Source organism: Streptomyces sp. NPDC020747, assembly GCF_044334695.1.
Classification (GTDB): domain Bacteria; phylum Actinomycetota; class Actinomycetes; order Streptomycetales; family Streptomycetaceae; genus Streptomyces.
Map to the genome: position 1 here is coordinate 252,793 of NZ_JBIRTJ010000017.1, position 16,633 is coordinate 269,425.

At 69.5% G+C, this 16,633-nt stretch carries 19 protein-coding genes; 11 read left to right on the top strand and 8 right to left on the bottom strand.

The genetic code is table 11. The annotated features are described in order from the left end of the window. The first annotated feature begins 293 nt into the window (after positions 1-293). A complete protein-coding gene (locus ACH4YP_RS37495; protein ID WP_398495409.1) occupies positions 294-1,235 on the top strand; it encodes a TauD/TfdA dioxygenase family protein in 942 nt (313 codons plus the stop codon). A gap of 29 nt (positions 1,236-1,264) precedes the next feature. Here ACH4YP_RS37495 and ACH4YP_RS37500 read toward each other — a convergent pair whose 3' ends face one another. The 3 genes from ACH4YP_RS37500 to ACH4YP_RS37510 form a co-directional block, all read right to left on the bottom strand. Beyond that, positions 1,265-1,849, bottom strand: a complete 585-nt coding sequence (locus tag ACH4YP_RS37500; RefSeq protein WP_361066709.1) for a cysteine hydrolase — start codon at positions 1,847-1,849, stop codon at positions 1,265-1,267. A gap of 129 nt (positions 1,850-1,978) precedes the next feature. Then, entirely contained in the window at positions 1,979-4,030 is a 2,052-nt protein-coding gene (locus tag ACH4YP_RS37505) for an NAD(+) synthase (protein ID WP_398495411.1), read from the bottom strand. A 90-nt stretch (positions 4,031-4,120) separates the two neighbouring features. After that, positions 4,121-4,558, bottom strand: coding sequence for an Lrp/AsnC family transcriptional regulator (locus ACH4YP_RS37510; RefSeq protein WP_361066720.1), 438 nt, complete (start codon positions 4,556-4,558; stop codon positions 4,121-4,123). 121 nt (positions 4,559-4,679) lie between these two features. Here ACH4YP_RS37510 and ACH4YP_RS37515 point away from each other — a divergent pair, with 121 nt between their 5' ends. Continuing rightward, complete coding sequence (locus ACH4YP_RS37515) at positions 4,680-5,597, top strand: SMP-30/gluconolactonase/LRE family protein (protein ID WP_398495412.1); 918 nt, start codon at positions 4,680-4,682, stop codon at positions 5,595-5,597. 159 nt (positions 5,598-5,756) lie between these two features. Continuing rightward, positions 5,757-6,875 (top strand): hypothetical protein, encoded by a 1,119-nt coding sequence (locus ACH4YP_RS37520; protein ID WP_398495414.1) that lies wholly within the window; start codon positions 5,757-5,759, stop codon positions 6,873-6,875. Positions 6,876-6,897: 22 nt separating this feature from the next. Here ACH4YP_RS37520 and ACH4YP_RS37525 read toward each other — a convergent pair whose 3' ends face one another. Continuing rightward, positions 6,898-7,713, bottom strand: a complete 816-nt coding sequence (locus tag ACH4YP_RS37525) for an SAM-dependent methyltransferase (RefSeq protein ID WP_398495416.1) — start codon at positions 7,711-7,713, stop codon at positions 6,898-6,900. 321 nt (positions 7,714-8,034) lie between these two features. Here ACH4YP_RS37525 and ACH4YP_RS37530 point away from each other — a divergent pair, with 321 nt between their 5' ends. Then, on the top strand, positions 8,035-8,415 hold the full coding sequence (locus tag ACH4YP_RS37530) for a hypothetical protein (RefSeq protein WP_398495417.1): 381 nt from the start codon (positions 8,035-8,037) through the stop codon (positions 8,413-8,415). A 109-nt stretch (positions 8,416-8,524) separates the two neighbouring features. Here the strand turns inward: ACH4YP_RS37530 and ACH4YP_RS37535 are convergent, their stop codons facing one another. Continuing rightward, positions 8,525-8,647, bottom strand: coding sequence for a hypothetical protein (locus tag ACH4YP_RS37535; RefSeq protein WP_398495419.1), 123 nt, complete (start codon positions 8,645-8,647; stop codon positions 8,525-8,527). Between the two features lie 210 nt (positions 8,648-8,857). Continuing rightward, on the bottom strand, positions 8,858-9,238 hold the full coding sequence (locus ACH4YP_RS37540; RefSeq protein ID WP_398495421.1) for a winged helix-turn-helix transcriptional regulator: 381 nt from the start codon (positions 9,236-9,238) through the stop codon (positions 8,858-8,860). Between the two features lie 143 nt (positions 9,239-9,381). On the opposite strand from ACH4YP_RS37540, the gene ACH4YP_RS37545 reads away from it, so the two are divergent. Together ACH4YP_RS37545 and ACH4YP_RS37550 are read left to right on the top strand one after the other, a co-directional pair. After that, positions 9,382-9,789 carry a RidA family protein gene (locus ACH4YP_RS37545; protein ID WP_398495423.1) on the top strand — a complete coding sequence of 136 codons (408 nt, stop codon included), beginning with the start codon at positions 9,382-9,384 and terminating at the stop codon, positions 9,787-9,789. 182 nt (positions 9,790-9,971) lie between these two features. Next, the gene (locus ACH4YP_RS37550) at positions 9,972-10,508 is read left to right on the top strand and encodes a hypothetical protein (RefSeq protein WP_398495425.1); all 537 of its coding nucleotides are present in this window, start codon (positions 9,972-9,974) and stop codon (positions 10,506-10,508) included. Here the strand turns inward: ACH4YP_RS37550 and ACH4YP_RS37555 are convergent. Next, positions 10,422-11,024, bottom strand: coding sequence for an NUDIX domain-containing protein (locus ACH4YP_RS37555; RefSeq protein WP_361066682.1), 603 nt, complete (start codon positions 11,022-11,024; stop codon positions 10,422-10,424). The genes ACH4YP_RS37550 and ACH4YP_RS37555 overlap by 87 nt on opposite strands. Positions 11,025-11,138: 114 nt before the next feature. On the opposite strand from ACH4YP_RS37555, the gene ACH4YP_RS37560 reads away from it, so the two are divergent. From ACH4YP_RS37560 to ACH4YP_RS37575, 4 genes are read left to right on the top strand one after another with little or no spacing between them, the layout of a single operon-like run. Further along, a complete protein-coding gene (locus tag ACH4YP_RS37560; RefSeq protein WP_398495427.1) occupies positions 11,139-11,795 on the top strand; it encodes an ArsR/SmtB family transcription factor in 657 nt (218 codons plus the stop codon). Next, positions 11,792-13,117, top strand: coding sequence for an MFS transporter (locus ACH4YP_RS37565; RefSeq protein ID WP_398495429.1), 1,326 nt, complete (start codon positions 11,792-11,794; stop codon positions 13,115-13,117). The genes ACH4YP_RS37560 and ACH4YP_RS37565 overlap by 4 nt, the downstream gene beginning before the upstream one ends. Before the next feature lie 22 nt (positions 13,118-13,139). Continuing rightward, positions 13,140-13,508 carry a metalloregulator ArsR/SmtB family transcription factor gene (locus ACH4YP_RS37570; protein ID WP_361066673.1) on the top strand — a complete coding sequence of 123 codons (369 nt, stop codon included), beginning with the start codon at positions 13,140-13,142 and terminating at the stop codon, positions 13,506-13,508. Beyond that, positions 13,505-13,999 carry an SRPBCC family protein gene (locus ACH4YP_RS37575; protein ID WP_361066670.1) on the top strand — a complete coding sequence of 165 codons (495 nt, stop codon included), beginning with the start codon at positions 13,505-13,507 and terminating at the stop codon, positions 13,997-13,999. Before ACH4YP_RS37570 ends, ACH4YP_RS37575 begins: the two co-directional genes overlap by 4 nt. Before the next feature lie 14 nt (positions 14,000-14,013). Here the strand turns inward: ACH4YP_RS37575 and ACH4YP_RS37580 are convergent, their stop codons facing one another. After that, positions 14,014-15,729 carry an IlvD/Edd family dehydratase gene (locus ACH4YP_RS37580; protein WP_398495431.1) on the bottom strand — a complete coding sequence of 572 codons (1,716 nt, stop codon included), beginning with the start codon at positions 15,727-15,729 and terminating at the stop codon, positions 14,014-14,016. A gap of 47 nt (positions 15,730-15,776) precedes the next feature. Here ACH4YP_RS37580 and ACH4YP_RS37585 point away from each other — a divergent pair, with 47 nt between their 5' ends. Further along, a complete protein-coding gene (locus ACH4YP_RS37585) occupies positions 15,777-16,601 on the top strand; it encodes an IclR family transcriptional regulator (protein WP_398495433.1) in 825 nt (274 codons plus the stop codon). The last annotated feature ends 32 nt before the right edge of the window (positions 16,602-16,633 follow it).

Here is a 16,633-nt window from a genome sequence, read left to right on the forward strand (position 1 = left end):
ACAGCGGTTCGACACGACGGGGCCGCTGCGTGTCCCGGATCGGACCGGGTGCGAGCGCTCAGGCCGCTAGCCGGGCAGCTGCCGAGCCGTTCGCTCGCCGCGCCCCCGCCCTGACAGTGCCGGTCTTCCTTCCTCACGGTCCGGACCGACTCCCACTTCCTCATGGCCCGGACGACTCCCGGTGCACGTAGGCACCGCGTCGCTGAACTCCTCCGTTCGCGGCAGGCGAGGGCACGTCTCCCGAGCAACCTGTCGTCCGCCACCGGAAGTACCCGCATGAGGAGTTGGAAGCCATGACTGTCATGAGCGCCGGACCACAGCCCGCACTGCGCGAGGCCCGCGTACCCGAGGGCGGGATGTACGAGGGCGCACGTGTCCTGCGCCGCCTGCCCGAGGGGTGGGAGGAGCGCCCGTACGAACACTTCGAGGTGGTGCCCCAAGGGCGCACGATCGGGGCGGAGATACGGGGCCTCAGTCTCGCGCGGCCGTTGGGAGACGCGTTGCGCGAGGAGGTGAACCGGGCGCTGCTGGAGTGGAAGGTGCTGTTCTTCCGCGGCCAGCGGCTGACATCCGCGCAGCAGCGTGACTTCGCCGGGCAGTGGGGCGAGTTGGAGACCAACCCGCTGCTCGCGCGGGGTTCCAGCGAGGATGTCGTCCGCTTCGACAAGGGCAGTGGATCCACACCCACCTTCGAGAACGTCTGGCACGCCGATGTGACCTTCCGGGAGCGGCCCGCGCTCGGCGCCGTGCTTCAGCTGCACGAGGTCCCGCCGCTGGGCGGTGACACCATGTGGGCCGACATGGCCGCCGCCTACGACAATCTGCCGCAGGAGGTGAAGGACCGCGTCGACGGGGCCACCGCCGTGCACGACTTCATCCCCGGCTTCGCCCGCTTCTACCCGCCCGAGCGGCTCGTACCGTTCCAGGACGACTTTCCGCCCGTGGAGCATCCGGTGGTGCGCACCCACCCGGAGACGGGACGGCGGCTGCTCTTCGTCAACACCTCGTTCACCACCCGGATCACCGGCATGGACCGCGAGGAGAGCGACCGCCTGCTGCGCTACCTCACGCAGCAGGCCCATGTGCCGGAGTACCAGGTGCGGTTCCAGTGGCAGCCGGGCGACGTCGCCTTCTGGGACAACCGCGCGACCCAGCACTACGCGGTGAACGACTACGCGCCGCACCCCCGGGTGGCGGAACGGGTCGCCATCGCGGGCGACCGGCCGTACGCGTAGCCCCGCCACCCGGCAGCGACGCCCACTCCTCATCCCTCGGACACAGGTTCCTGTCGAGGGGCGATGGCCTTGAGCCAGGCCTCGACGGCGACGACATCCGCCCACTGCGGGAACAGCTTCTCGGTGAGGAACCTGTGCACCTCGGGGTCGGTGTCCAGGCAGCCGTCCGACAGGACGGTGAGGCCGAAGTCCAGGTCGTTGGCCTGGCACAGGGTGTACAGCACGACAGCACTGGTGGCGATGCCAGTCAGGACAAGGCTGTCGATGCCGCGCGCCCTGAGCACCAGGTCGAGGTCGCTGCCCGAGAAGGCGCTCCCCCGCCGTTTGGTGACCACGATGTCGCCCTTCTGAGGAGCGACATCGTGGTGGATCTCGGTGCCGGGGTCTCCCTCGTTGAAGAGGCCGGCCTCCACGGCAGCGGTGAGCGCCCTGTTGCGCGGGCTGACCTCCGGCTGCCCCGGCCGTAACCCGATGACCACGTAGATCACGGGGATGCCCGCCGCGTGGGCGCCGTCGATCGCCCGGCGCACACGTGACAGATATCCGGAGCCGTCGTCGGCGATGTCGACGATGACCTGTTGGACGTCCATCACGAGGAGAGCGGTGTTCGCCATGCTTGCGGTCCCTTCTGCTCTTCAGTGGAATCAAGAGCAATTCTGGGAGTTCGACCGAGCCATGGTGGGGCGTTCCGAGGATCTGTCCGCAGAACCGAGGTTCGCCCACTCCCCTTGTCCCGAGCCCGCCTACTCCGCTTCCTCTTCCCGCGGCGCGTCCCAGCGGGCGAGGTCCCTGAGCCAGACCGCCGCCGTGCTGTCCGACGGGGCGCGCCAGTCGCCCCGAGGTGACAGCGAACCGCCGGCCAGGACCTTCGGCCCGTTCGGCATGGCCGATCGCTTGAACTGCGCGAACCCGAAGAAGCGGCGGCAGAAGGTCTCCAGCCAGTGCCTGATCTCCGCCAGGTCGTACGCCGTCCGCTTGGCCTCGGGGAACCCAGGCGGCCACACACCGGCGCCCTGGTCGTGCCAGGCGTGCCAGGCCAGGAAGCCGATCTTCGACGGCCGGAAGCCGTGGCGCAGGATGTGGAAGAGGGTGAAGTCGTGCAGCGCGTACGGGCCGATCTTGGACTCGGTGGACTGCAGTTCCTCGCCCGGCACCAGCTCCGGGCTGATCTCCGTGTCAAGGATGGCGGCCAGCGTCTCGTTGGTCTCCTCCTCGAACTGGCCGCTGCTGATGACCCAGCGGATCAGGTGCTGGATGAGTGTCTTCGGGACACCGGAGTTGACGTTGTAGTGACTCATCTGGTCGCCGACGCCATAGGTGCACCAGCCGAGCGCCAGCTCGGACAGGTCACCGGTGCCGAGCACGATGCCTCCGCGCTGGTTGGCCAGCCGGAACAGGTAGTCGGTGCGCAGCCCGGCCTGCACGTTCTCGAAGGTCACGTCGTACACCGGCTCACCGGAGGAGAACGGGTGCTCGATCTCCTGGAGCATGAGCCGGGCCGTCGGTGTGATGTCCAGTTCGGCGGCGGTGACGCCGAGCGAACGCATCAGCTTGTGCGCGTTGCTCTTGGTGCCCTCGCTGGTCGCGAAGCCGGGCAGGGTGAAGGCCAGGATGTCGCTGCGCGGGCGGCCCGCGCGGTCCATGGCCCGGGCGGCGACGATCAGCGCGTGCGTGGAGTCGAGGCCGCCCGACACCCCGATGACGACCTTCGGGCCGCCGATGGCCGCCAGCCGCTGCTGCAGACCGGTGACCTGGATGTTGTAGGCCTCGTAGCAGTCCTGGGCGAGGCGGCTGGGGTCGGCCGGCACGAACGGGAACCGCTCGACCCGGCGGCGCAGTCCGAGGTCGGTCGCGGGCGGGTCGAGCCGGAACGACACGGACCGGAAGCCGCTGGTCCGCGCGGCGTGGGTACGGCGGTTGTCGTCGAACGTGCCCATCCGGGCGCGGGCCTGCCGCAGCAGGTCGAGGTCGATGTCCGCCACCGCGTACTGGTCGTCGAGCGGGAACCGGTCGGTCTCGGCCAGCAGTTCGCCGTTCTCGTAGATCATGGTCTGGCCGTCCCAGGACAGGTCGGTGGACGACTCTCCCAGTCCGGCCGCCGCGTAGACGTAGGCGGCGAGGCAGCGGGCGGACGCGGCACGGCACAGCAGCCGCCGGTCCTCGGCCCGGCCGACCGTGATGGGGCTGCCCGAGAGATTGAGGAGAACGGTGGCTCCGGCCAGCGCCGCCTCCGCGCTCGGGGGCACCGGCACCCACATGTCCTCGCAGATCTCCGCGTGCAGCACCAGGCCGGGGACGTCCTCGGCCGCGAAGAGGAGGTCCGTGCCGAACGGCACGGTCTCTCCGCCTACCCGGATCGTCCCGCCCCGCTCGTCGTCGCCCGCGGCGATCTGCCGCCGCTCGTAGAACTCGCGGTAGTTCGGCAGGTAGGACTTGGGCGCGACACCGAGGATCCGCCCGCGGTGCACCATCACGGCGCAGTTGTAGATGCGGTGGCGATGGCGCAGCGGGGCGCCGACGACGAGCACGGTCAGCAGCTCCGCCGACCCGGCGACCACGGCCTGGAGCGCCGCCTCGACCTCGTCGAGCAGCGCGTCCTGCAGCAGCAGGTCCTCGATCGAGTAGCCGGACAGGCAGAGTTCGGGGAACACGGCGACGGCGACCCCCTCCTGCGCGCATCGGCGGCCTTGTCGCAGGACCGCCTCCGCGTTGGCGGGCGGGTCGGCGATGGCCGCATGGCCGGTGCACGCGGCGATCCGCGCGAAGCCGTGCTGGTAGATCGACCAAAGATTCACGATTTCGAAGTGCCCTTTCCAGCAAGCAGTTTCACGATGAGTGCCTCCCGGCACCCGACAAGCAATCCGACAAGCATCGGCCCGGCACCGTCAGTCGGCACGGACCGGCCGTTCGAAGAACGTCTCCAGCACCACCGTCGCATGCGTCCCGCTCACGCCCTCGATCTCGTAGAGCCGCCGCAGGACGTCCTGCAACTGCTCCGTGGTGGCCGAGCGCACCTTCACGAGGACGGACGCCGTGCCCGCGATGACGTGGGCTTCCTGGATCTCGGGGATGGCTGCGAAGGATTCGGACGCCTCCCCCATCCAGGCCGACGAGTCGACCATGACGAAGGCGAGCACGCCCTGCCCGAGGGCGGCCGGATCGACCTCCACGGTCGTGCGGCGGATCACGCCGCGTTCACGGAGCTTACGTACGCGATCGTGAGCGGCGCCGGCCGACAGGCCGACCGCCCTGCCGAGCGACACGTAGGCCTGCGCGGCGTCGCGCTGCAACTCCGCGATCAGTGCCCTGTCGACGTCGTCCACGATCCCGTTGACCATCCCCATGGTCTCACCATATCTGGTTCGGCCATATTAGGATCACAGCGAATGGTGTTCAGATCCACGATCCACATGACGCTCAAGTTCGCGCGGAGAGAGGTTGGCCATGTCCGGCGAGATTCTCAACAATCTGTACGAGGTCCTGGACGATCGCTTTCGCACCGGGCGGTGCACGAACGGCGACGCGCGCCTGGAGCGGTTGCACTCCGACTGCCGCTGGGCCGAGGGGCCGCTCTATCTGCCCGCCTGGCGGCAGCTGATCTGGAGCGACATTCCCAACGACCGCCTGCTGCGCTGGGACGAGACCACGGGCGCGATCGGGGTCTTCCGCTCCCCGGCCGGGCACGTCAACGGCAACACTCTCGACCGCGAGGGCCGGCTGGTGAGCTGCGAGCAGGGCAACCGCCGGGTCACCCGCACCGAGCACGACGGCCGCGTCACCGTGCTCGCCGACCGTTTCGAGGGCAAGCGGTTCAACAGCCCGAACGACGCGGTCGTACGCTCCGACGGCTCCGTCTGGTTCACGGACCCGGACTTCGGGATCACGAGCGACTACGAGGGGTTCCGCGCCGAGAGCGAGATCGGCAGCTGCGACGTCTATCGGATCGACCCCGTGACCGGCGGGATCCACCGGGTCGCGGACGGTTTCGGCGGGCCGAACGGCCTGGTCTTCTCGGCGGACGAAAGGCAGTTGTACGTCGCCGACACCAGAGCCGGACAGATCCGCGTCTTCGACGTGCACGAGGATCGCACCCTCTCGGACGGCAAGGTCTTCGCCCAGCACACCGAGGGCGGCTTCGACAACATCCGCTTCGACGACGAAGGGCGGCTGTGGGCCGCCGCGTTCGACGAGGGCGTGCACTGCTACGACCCCGACGGCACCCTCATCGGACGGCTGCGCGTGCCCGAGCCGGTGTCCAACATCGCCTTCGGCGGCCCGAAGAACAACCACCTGTTCATCACGGCCACGACCTCGCTCTACTCACTCATGATGTCCGTGACGGGCCTGCCCCGGGTGCAGTGAGGGCCCTACGACGATCCGGCACACCCTCTCCAGGACGTCGGCCGGGGTGTTTCGGCCGATTCCCGACGGGCCGCGAGATGCTCACTTCCGTGCATTGACCTCTTCGGCGTACTGCCCAACGGTGGATCCTCCCTACTCGGCGCAGGAAGGGAAGTTCCCGTGCGAAGACGGCACTTCGTCAGTGGATTGATCGGCACCGCGGCAGGGTTCGGGCTGACCACGGCGGCCGGACCGTTCGCGGCCGCCCGCAGCGCCACCGCCGCGTTTCCCCCGGGCTGGCAGCCCGTACCCGTGCCGAACGGGCAGGAGGCCGCGCAGCTCCTCGACGTGGCGGCCGCCGCACCCGGGCTCGCGTGGGCCGTGGGCGAGGAGGGCCGGAACGGCTCCACACGGGGCAGGCCCCTGGCGATGGCCTGGAACGGTACGACGTGGACGCGGACCGGCCTGGACCACCTGGGGTTCGCCGGACAGCTGCACTCCGTCGCCGGCAGCTCCCCCGACGCGGCGTGGGCCGTCGGCACCGACACCTCCGGTCACGGGCACCTGCTGGCCTGGGACGGCGTCACCTGGCAGGAGGTCGCGTACCCGGGGCAGGAGGACACAGGCACCGAACTCACCGGCGTGACGGCCGCCCCGGATGGACGGGCCTGGGTCTCCGGCCGCAACAGTGACCGGCAGGGGCTGCTGCACTGGGACAAGCAGCGATGGCGCTGGTGCGCGACGCTGCCGAGCACGGCGACCGAGGCACCGTCGGGCGTCCACCGCACACCGGATGGCGAGATATGGGTGTACGGAACCGGTGTCGTCGCCCGCTGGGACGGAGCCTGGACCGAGCTGCCGCCGCCCACAGGGTTCCGCTTCGGTGTCACCGGGCTTCTCCCCTGCGCCGACAACGACGTCTGGCTCACCGCCTTCGACTACGGAGTCGGCGGGCCGCCCGGAAAGCCCCCGAGCTGTGTCCTGCGGCACTGGGACGGCACCAGTTGGAGCTACGTCACCCCGCCGTTCACCGTCGGCCTGCTCAGCGGCATCACGGGCGACGAGCAGGGCCGGCCGGACCGTATCGCCGGCTGGGACTTCTGGGACCAGACACGGGCGCACTGTCTGCGCTGGGACGGCACGGCCTGGGTGAGCGAACGCGGACCGCTCGCGACAACACCGGTCGTGCTCAACGCACTTGCCCGGATACCCGGCACCGGCGAGTACTGGTCCGCCGGCACGACCTCCTCGTCCCCCTACCCGCCCGCCCAGGCGCACATGGAGCACTTCGGCCCCTGAGGCACGCCCGAACGGTCGGCGGTCACGGCTTGCGGGCGAGGCCGCCGTGCTCGCCCACGGGTTCAGGGACGGCGGAGACGGGGTCCGGGCGCCAGAGGGGGACCGAGACGACCCCGGGCTCTATGAGCTCCAGGCCGCCGAAGTACGCCGTGATCTCGTCGACGGTACGCAGGTTGTACGGGACGGCGCCGCTTTCGTTGTAGGCGTCCTGGGCCTGCTCGAAGACCGGATCGATGCCCCGCGAACCGTCGTTGACGGACAGATGACTGCCGGACGGCAGCGCGTCCATCAGGCGGGTGACGATGGAGCACGCCTCGCCGTGGTCGGCGACGTGACCCAGGATGTTGCTCAGGACGAGGGCGGTGGGGCGGGTGAGGTCCAGCGTCTCGGCGGCGGCCGCCAGGATGCGCTCCGGGTCCAGCACATCGGCGTCGACGAAGGCGGTCGCCCCCTCCGGCGTGGAGTGGAGCAGGTCGCGGGCGTGGGCCACCACCAGCGGGTCGTTGTCGACGTAGACGATCCTGGACTCCGGCGCGATGCGCTGGGCCACCTCATGGGTGTTGTCGGCGGTCGGCAGACCGGTTCCGACGTCCAGGAACTGCCGAATACCCGCCTCGGCGACCAGATACGTGATGTTGCGGCGCAGGAAGGCCCGGCTGCTGCGGGCGATGGTCACGATGCCGGGGAAGACGGCCGTGTACGCGTCACCGGCCTCCTCGTCCACGGGGTAGTTGTCCTTGCCGCCCAGCCAGTAGTTCCAGATCCGCGCCGAGTGCGGCACCGAAGTGTCGATCCTCTGATGCGCCTCGGGTCCGGGCGTCGTCGCGTGGTCGGTCATGGGTGCAGCCCGTCTCTCGGCCGAGGCATGGATGGTCCAACGCACAACGTACGTCCCAACTGGCGCGGTGCGTACACCAGTTCACGTATCCCACAGGTTCGAGCAGTGGGTTTCGTGGAGTGGCTGGGCGGGGCTCGGAACACCCGACCTTCCAGGCAAGGCCTTTGAGCATCCCGTGCCCGTACAGGACCGGCAGGCCGTAGCGCTTGAGCAGCCACATGTCCCGGCGCTCCTTGGTGGTGTCGACCAGGGGACGCTGGGGACGGAGCGCAGGTCGTAGTCGAACTCGGCGAACAGCATCCTGTCGCGGGCGCGGCCGGAATGAGCGCGAACTCGGCGGACAAGGACGCGGGGACGGGTGCCGTCCACGACCGTGCGGCGCCGAGGCGCAGGGCGGCACCGTTGCAGAGCAGGCCCAGCGGCATCGAGGCGGCGCCCAGTGCCTGGATCGCCGGTGCGGTGTCCGGCGGCAGGCTCGGATCGAGGGCTTGGAGAAGGATGCCTCCCGCGCAGGCGAGGATGAGCGGCGTGGTCACCAACTGTCTGACGACGCCCGAGAAGCTCAGGCGGGCGCTGCCGAACCGTGCGAAGACCAGCACGCACAGCACGTTGACCGTGAACACGATCGCCGCGTTGCATACCGCGGCGAAGGCGATGCCCTTGGTGCCGAACAGGCCGCCCGCGCTCGTCACGCCGATGTAGTTGTTGAACCGGACACTGCCCTGGAAGACCGCCCTGAAGGCATCGTCCTTCAACCGCAGCATGGGCCTGTCGGCGACGACCAGCACAGCCACGGCCACCCTGGAGGCGATCAGAACGCCCGCCAGGGCACGTACAGGCAGATCGTCGGTGTCGGGGCGATCACCTGACTGTGCAGGAACAGCGCGGGCAGCAGGACGACCGGAACAAGCGCCTTGATGGTCAGTGCGATCACGCCGACGCCTCGTCCGGAGTGACGACGGCGGCAGAGAAGTCAGTGGCCTGGGCACCGGAAGTCGTACGGCGCATACCGACAGGCAGATGTAACACCGCGAGGCATGACAACCACTACAGAACCTGGACCAGGCCCAAGCCCAGGACGGGGACGGGGACCAGACCCGAAACCAGGACCATGACCGACGGCTTCGCGCGCAAGTGCCCTTCGTCAGCCGTCGAAGCTGCGGCGGGAGGCCTCGATGTGACCGAAGTACCGGTGGGTCCAGTCACACATTCCTTCCACCGTCGACCGTAGGCCCTGGCCCGGCTCGGTGAGGGTGTACTCGACCCGGGGCGGCACCGTGGGGTGCACCTTCCGGTCGACCAGGCCGTTGCGCTCCAGCATGCGCAGGTTCTGCGTGAGCATCTTGTGGCTGATGCCCTCGACCTCGTCCCTCAGTTCGCTGAAGCGCAAGGTGCGCTCACCGAGGGACTCGATGATCAGGAGCGCCCACTTGTTGGCGACGTCGGAGAAGATCTCCCGCGCCAAAGAGTCCGCGCGCGTCAGGTCCGCTTCGTCGGGTGAGCCGCTGAACTGCTTGGTCACCATCAGGTTCCCCAGTCACTGAAGAGTGCGTTCTTCCATGTCAGCGCACACTCTCCTACGGTTCCCCAGTAACCACTAGAGACCACGGGACTCGTGGTACGACGGAAACGAGCCCTCAGTGCAAGGGCTCTGAACAAGGAGTCGGCATGGCCATCACACTGGTGAACCCCGAAGGACTGACGAAGGTCGACCTCTACCGGCAGGTGTCGGTCGCCACCGGGTCGAAGCTGGTCTTCCTCGCCGGGCAGGTCGCCTGGGACGCCGACGGGGTGACAGTCGGCGAAGGTGACCTCGCCGCACAGGTCGAGCAGTGCTACCTCAACATCGGCACGGCCCTGGCCGAGGTCGGCGCCTCGTTCGACAACGTGGTGAAACTGACCGTCTACCTCGTCGACTGGGCCCCCGACAACATGCCCCTGTTCGCAGAGGGGGTCGCTCGCGCCGCCGCCAAGCTGGGAGTCACCCCTGCCGCACCGCTCACCGGGGTGGGCGTCGCCGCTCTGGCCGCCCCCGACCTCCTGGTCGAGGTCGAAGCCACCGCGATCATCGACTGAACGGCGCCTCCGCCCGGAGCTTGTTCTCGACCCGTTGCTCGTTCATTCATGGCAGCGGGCCTCGAACCGCGTGCTCTGAAGGGGCGGGGCGGCCGGATTCGAACCGACGTCCTCCGAGATGATGTCGCGGCGCACTACCTCTGTGCTACGACCCCGCCTTGGTCATGATCATAGGCCCCGGCTTGGTCCTTTCCCTCCGCCGGAAGGCAGCCGGGCCCGACCTGCGGCAAAGGAACGGCATTCACCCCCACCCCCGAGCCGACGGAGGTGAAGGTGCCGACCCGACCCACCGCGTCCGCGTCGGCTACCGCAACACCGGCCCCGCCGAGACGGGCGAGATCCGGACCGTGTTCATCGCACCGCCCGGCACCGAGGTGATCCGGGCGCCTTACGACCCCGAAACCGAGGAGGAGATGGACGACAATGGCACGGTCACCTGCGCTCTGCCCGAGGAGGACGGCAGCGGCAGCGTTGGCAGCTGGGCCGTCGGCACCGGAATCGCGGCCCTCGCCGACTCGGCGCTGCTCGTCGCCGGGCACCGACGCAGGAAGGCATACCGATCGGGTCCGACACCAACGCCCTGGTGGCTGACGCGCTTTGAACGTGGCTGTGACCGGACGGAGGGGCTGCGCTCACCCTGGCAGCGCGGCCATGAGCTTGCGGGTGAACCTGTGCATGTGAGGGTCGAGAGTGTCCTCGGGTTCGGCGAGGACCTGTGACAGCGAGAGCCACTTGATCGCCGAGAATTCGTCCTCGTCGAAGGTGACGACGCTGCCGACGTCCGCCCGCAGGACGTACCAGAGCGACACGTCGGTGTGCCGTCCCTGCCCGCGCGTTTGCGTGATGGTCAGAAAGAACGGCTCCCTACGGGAGACCACGGACGGAACGGCCTCGATGAACAGTTCCTCCCGGCACTCACGCACCACCGTGTCCCACGGGTCCTCCATCGGCTCGACGTGACCACCGCTGGGAAGCCACAGACCGGCCTTCCGGTGGGCGACCAGCAGGAGTTCGCCGCGCTTCTCGTCCACGACCACGAAGTAGCTCACCAGATGGACCGGCGGAACATCGGGCTTCTGGACCCGATAGAGCGGAGCTCCGCCGGCAACCCACTTCACTGCCTCGGAGAGATGGGCACGCTCCTGCTCGTCCCAGGGACGAACACCCTCCAGCAGACTCGTCAGCCGCGCACGAAGAAGCTGGTCAACCCCGTCTGGAGCATCAGTCGCATTCACCGTGCTCATGATGCCAAGAAGTGACGGTGCCGCGAAGGCAGCCAAGCAGACCGCAAAGGGTTCTTCGCAAAGAGGTCTTTGCGAAGAACTCTTTGCGGTCTAGAGTCGCTCGGTATGACTGAACCGAGCGAACAGCCGCAGGACTTGACTCCCCATCCGGACTCGGTCGTGCTGGATGCCAAGGGGCTGCGTGCCCTCGCGCACCCGGTACGGGTGCAGTTGGTGGGACTGCTGCGGAAGCACGGCCCGTCGACGGCCACCCGGCTCGCGGAGCGGCTGGGCGTCAATTCCGGGACGGCCAGCTACCACCTGCGCCAGCTCGGCGCGGCCGGTCTCGTCGAGGAGGACATCGAACGCGGCAACGCGCGGGAGCGCTGGTGGCGTTCGGTGCACCAGCGGACGTGGTTCAACGATCCCGAGCTGGTCGAGCGGGAACCCGAGGCCGCGCTGGCCTACCTGCAGTCCGTCGCCGCCACCCACACCTCACGCACCCAGCAGGCACTCAACGAGCTTCAGACCATGCCTCGTGTCTGGCGGGACACCTTCGACATGAGCGACTGGCCACTGCGGATCACCCCTGAGGAGGCTTCCGCGCTCTACGAGGAGTTGCGGGCCGTCATGTCCCGCTATCGGCAGGACACACCGGAGGCGGCGGCCCAGGCCCCGGAGGGCGCCGAGCGGTTCTCCGTGATCACCCACCTACTGCCCGAGCCCGACACGCCCGCCACCTCGACGGGCACGGACGCAGGCACGGGCACGGAGAGGCCATGACGAAGAAGGCCTCCGGTACGGGCGACTTAGCCGACGCGCGCACCTTGCGTCCGCTGGGCGGCGTGCTCGCGGCGATGGCGGTGTCACTGACGGGCACCCGGATCTCCGGCATCGCGCTGCCCTGGTTCGTACTCGTCACCACCGGCAGCGCAACCCAGACCGGTCTGGTCGCATTCTGCGAGATGACCCCGTATGTGGTGGTCAAGGCGCTCACCGGGCCGCTGGTGGACCGGGTGGGCGCGCGCGTCGTCTCCTGGGTCACCGACCTGGCCAGCGCGACGGCCGCCGCTGTCGTTCCGCTCCTCCACGGCCTGGACCTGCTCTCCTTTCCCCTGCTGCTGGCCCTGGTCGCGCTGATCGGCGCGGCCCGCGGTCCGGGGGATCTCGCCAAGGAAGTCATGGTGCCGGAGGCGGCCGACCGCAGCCGGGTACCGCTGGAGCGGGCCGCTGGTCTGTCCGGCGTGATCGAGCGGCTCGCCTCCACGGTCGGCCCCGCGGCAGCGGGCTCCCTGGTGGCGCTGCTCGGCCCTATGACGGGTCTTGTGGTCAACGCGGTCTGCTTCGCCGCCGGTTCGGTGATCGTCGCGGTGACTCTGCCCCGGGACATGGGACGCGCAACCGCGGAATCCCCCTCCCCGGACGGGCAGCCGGAACCGGGCTACTGGCGACGGTTCGGCGAGGGCTTCACCTTCCTGCGCGGCGACCCGCTGCTCCTCACCCTCATCGTCATGGTCGGCATCACCAACCTGCTGGACGCGGCCATCAGCGCGGTACTCATTCCTGTCTGGGCCAGGGAATCCGGCAACGGGCCGACGGCGATCGGCCTGATGAGCGGTATGGCCGGAGCCGCCGCGATCGGCGGGAGTCTGCTGGCCACAGCGGTCGCGCACCGGCTGCGGCGCCGGGCCGTGTTCTTCACCGGCTTCCTGTTCGCCGGGGCGCCGCGGTTCCTGGTCCTCGCCGCCGATGCGCCGATGGGCGTCGTGCTGGCGGTGTTCGCCGTCAGCGGTCTCGGCGCCGGCTTCCTGAACCCGATCATCGGGGCCGTCCTCTTCGAACGGGTGCCCCGTCCCCTCCTGGGCCGGGTCAACGCGCTCGGCGATTCGCTGGCCTGGTCCGGCATCCCCCTCGGCGGACTGATCGCCGGGGCAGCGGTGGCCGCCGTCGGGCTCGTGCCGGTGCTGGTCACCTGCGGGGTCACGTACTTTCTCGCCACGAACCTGACCGGGTTGCGGCCGGAATGGCGGGAGATGGACCTCGGACGTGGGCGCGGAGCCCCGAGGCAGTCGTCCGAGGCACGCCCGCTGGAAGCCAATCCGTAACCAATGGGTTACGCTTTTCGTCATGGACGACGTGGCCCACGCGATAGCGGACCCCGTGCGCAGGGAGATCCTGCTCATGCTGCGTGGGGCCACTCTCACGGTGGGCGAGATCGCGCGGCGCTTCACCATCAGTCGGCCGGCGGTCAGTCGGCATCTGCGGGTGTTGCGGGAGTGCGGGCTGGTTCGCGACGAGCTCGTGGGGAGGCGGCGGATGTACCGGCTCGATGCGGGGCCGTTGGCGGAGGTCGCCGAGTGGGTCGCTGTGATTCGCGCGCCGGGCGGCTGGGACCAGCGTCTGGACGCCCTTGAGACAGAGGTTCGTCGCACCCGCCGTGAGAGGTCCACGCGTCGCACGGCACCACACGGAGAACGTACGGAGGACACCGCATGAAATCACTGCCCAGCGCCCGGCTCATGCCCACCGCCGACGGCCACGACCTGATCCTGACCCGTACTTTCCGGGCGCCCATCGATGACGTCTGGGCGAGCGTCACCGAATCGGAGCGCACGGCGCGGTGGTTCGGTCCCTGGGAAGGGGACGCGGCGCCGGGTCGTACCATCCGGGTCCGGATGGCGTTCGAAGAGGGCGAGGCGTGGACCGAGGTGCGCATCGACGCGTGCGAGCCGCCGCGGCGCCTCGCCGTCTCCACGTCCGACGAAGCGGGCGACTGGCGCATGGAACTGCGGCTGTCCGAGTCGGCCGGGTCGACGGAGCTCCAGTTCGTCCATCACCTCACCACCACGAAGGGAGTCGGCGAGATCGGACCGGGCTGGGAGTACTACCTCGACATGCTCGTCGCCTCACGCGACGGCACTCCGGCGCCGAGCTTCGACGACTACTACCCCTCGCAGCAGGCCTACTTCGAGGCCCTGGCCGACTAGCGGTTCTTCATAGGTCAGTGCGATTCGCGGCTCACCTCCGAGCCGCTGGAGCCGACGAGGAAGTCCAGGTCGGCGCCGGTGTCGGCCTGTAGGACGTGGTCGACGTAGAGGCGTTCCCAGCCGCGCCGGGGGCTCGCGAAAGCCGTGACGGTGGCCTTGGTCGGGGTCCTGCGGGCCAGTTCGTCGGCCGACACGTCGAGGTCGATGCGGCGGGCGGGGACGTCGAGGCTGATGTGGTCCCCCGTACGAGCGAGGGCGAGCGGGCCGCCGGCCGCGGCCTCCGGGGCCACGTGCAGGACGACGGTGCCGTACGCCGTGCCGCTCATGCGGCCGTCGCAGACGCGGACCATGTCACGGACGCCCTGTTCGAGAAGCTTCTTCGGGAGCGGCATGTTCGCCACTTCGGGCATGCCCGGGTAGCCCTTGGGTCCGCAGCCGCGCAGTACGAGGACCGAGTCGGCGTCGACATCGAGATCAGGGTCGTCGATGCGGGCGTGGAAGTCCTCGATCGAGTCGAAGACCACCGCCCGGCCACGATGGCGCAGCAGGTGGGCGGAGGCCGCGGCGGGTTTGATGAGCGCGCCGTCCGGCGCGAGGTTGCCGCGGAGCACGGCGATGCCGCCCTCGGCGACCAGCGGTTCGGCGCGGGTGCGGATCACCTCGCCGTCCCAGATCGGCGCGTCGTCGAGATGGTTCACGAGCGGTTCGCCGGTGACCGTGAGCGCGTCCGGGTCGAGCAGGTCACGTACTTCGCGCAGGACGGCGGACAGGCCTCCGGCGCGGTGGAAGTCCTCCATGAGGAAGCGGCCGGCCGGCTGGAGGTCGACCAGGACCGGCACGCGGGAGCCGATGCGGTCGAAGTCGTCGAGCGACAGGTCGATGCCCAACCGCCCCGCGATCGCCAGGAGATGGACGACCGCGTTGGTCGAGCCGCCGATCGCGGCCAGCGCGACGATCGCGTTGTGGAAGGACGCCTTGGTCAGGAAGGTCCCCGGCCGCCGGTCGACGGCGACCATGTCCACCGCCAGCCGGCCGGTGCCGTGCGCGGCCTCCAGCAGTCGGCTGTCGGAGGCGGGGGTGCCGGCCACCCCGGGCACGACTGTGCCGAGGGCCTCGGCCACCAACGCCATGGTGGAGGCGGTTCCCATGGTGTTGCAGTGCCCGCGGCTGCGGATCATCGACGACTCGGAGCGGGTGAACTGCTCCTGGGAGAGCGTGCCGGCCCGCACCTCCTCCGACAGCCGCCACACGTCGGTGCCGCACCCCAGCGGCGTACCGCGGAAGGTGCCGGTGAGCATCGGGCCGCCGGGCACGACGACGGCGGGCAGGTCCACCGAGGCGGCGGCCATCAGCAGCGACGGGATCGTCTTGTCGCAGCCTCCCAACAGGACGACGCCGTCGATGGGGTTGGCCCGCAGCATCTCCTCCGTGGCCATCGCCGCCATGTTGCGCCAGAGCATCGCCGTGGGCCGCACCTGTGTCTCGCCCAGCGACACCACGGGCAGGTCGAGCGGAATGCCGCCCGCCTCGTAGATCCCGTTACGGACCGAGGCCGCCACCTCGTTCAGATGCGCGTTGCAGGGGGTCAGGTCCGAGGCGGTGTTGGCGATGGCGATCTGCGGCCGGCCGTCGAAGGCGTCACCGGGCACGCCACGGCGCATCCACGCCCGGTGGATATAGGCGTTGCGGTCCTGGCCCGCGTACCACTGGGCGCTGCGGAGCGTCGCCATTGAGCTCCTTCCAATAACCGACACAGGGGTCTAATCTTTGGAACGCCATGAAGCATACGCAGGCGTTCCAAAGATCGACAGACCCCGGCGCGGACGGCTCAACAGGCGCCGACAGCAGTCGACTTGTGGGATCGGACCGGGTGCTCGCCGTCCTCAAGGAACTCGCCCGGTACGCCGACGGGGTGGGGTTGGAGGAGCTGACGCGGGCGATCGGCAGCCCCAAGCCGACCGTGCACCGGGCACTCGGTGCCCTGCGCCGGGCCGGTCTGGCCGACCAGGACGTCCGCGGCCGCTATGTACTCGGCGACGAGTTCCTCCGGATGGCCTTCGCCCACCACGAGGCCCGCCCCGAGCACGTACGTATCCGTCCCGCCCTCGAAGCGCTGGCCCACCGGTTCGGCGAGACCTCGCACTACGCGGTACTGGACGGCTGCGAGGTCGTCTACCGCGCCAAGGTCGACCCGCCCGCCGGAGCCGTCCGGCTGACCTCGACGGTGGGCGGCCGCAACCCCGCGCACACCACCGGCGTCGGAAAGCTGCTGCTCGCCCAGGAGTTGGGCACGCTCGACGACGTCGAGGCATGGATCGGCTCGACGCCCCTGGTACGCCGCACTCCGCGGACCCTGTGCACGGCCGCCGCCCTGCACGGCGAACTGCGGATCACGCGCGAGCGGGGCTACGGCCTCGACGACCAGGAGAACGAGACCGGAGTCAACTGCCTCTCCCTGCCCGTGTACGCGACCTCGCCAACCACCCCTTCCGGCGCACTGAGCGTCAGCGCGCTGGCGTACCGGACTCCCCTGAAAACCCTGGTCGACGCACTCGACGAGATCCGTGCCGTACTCGGGCCGCTGGGAGAGCCGCACCGGTGAGCGCCGACCGACAGGGGCCCTGCTGTCCGAGC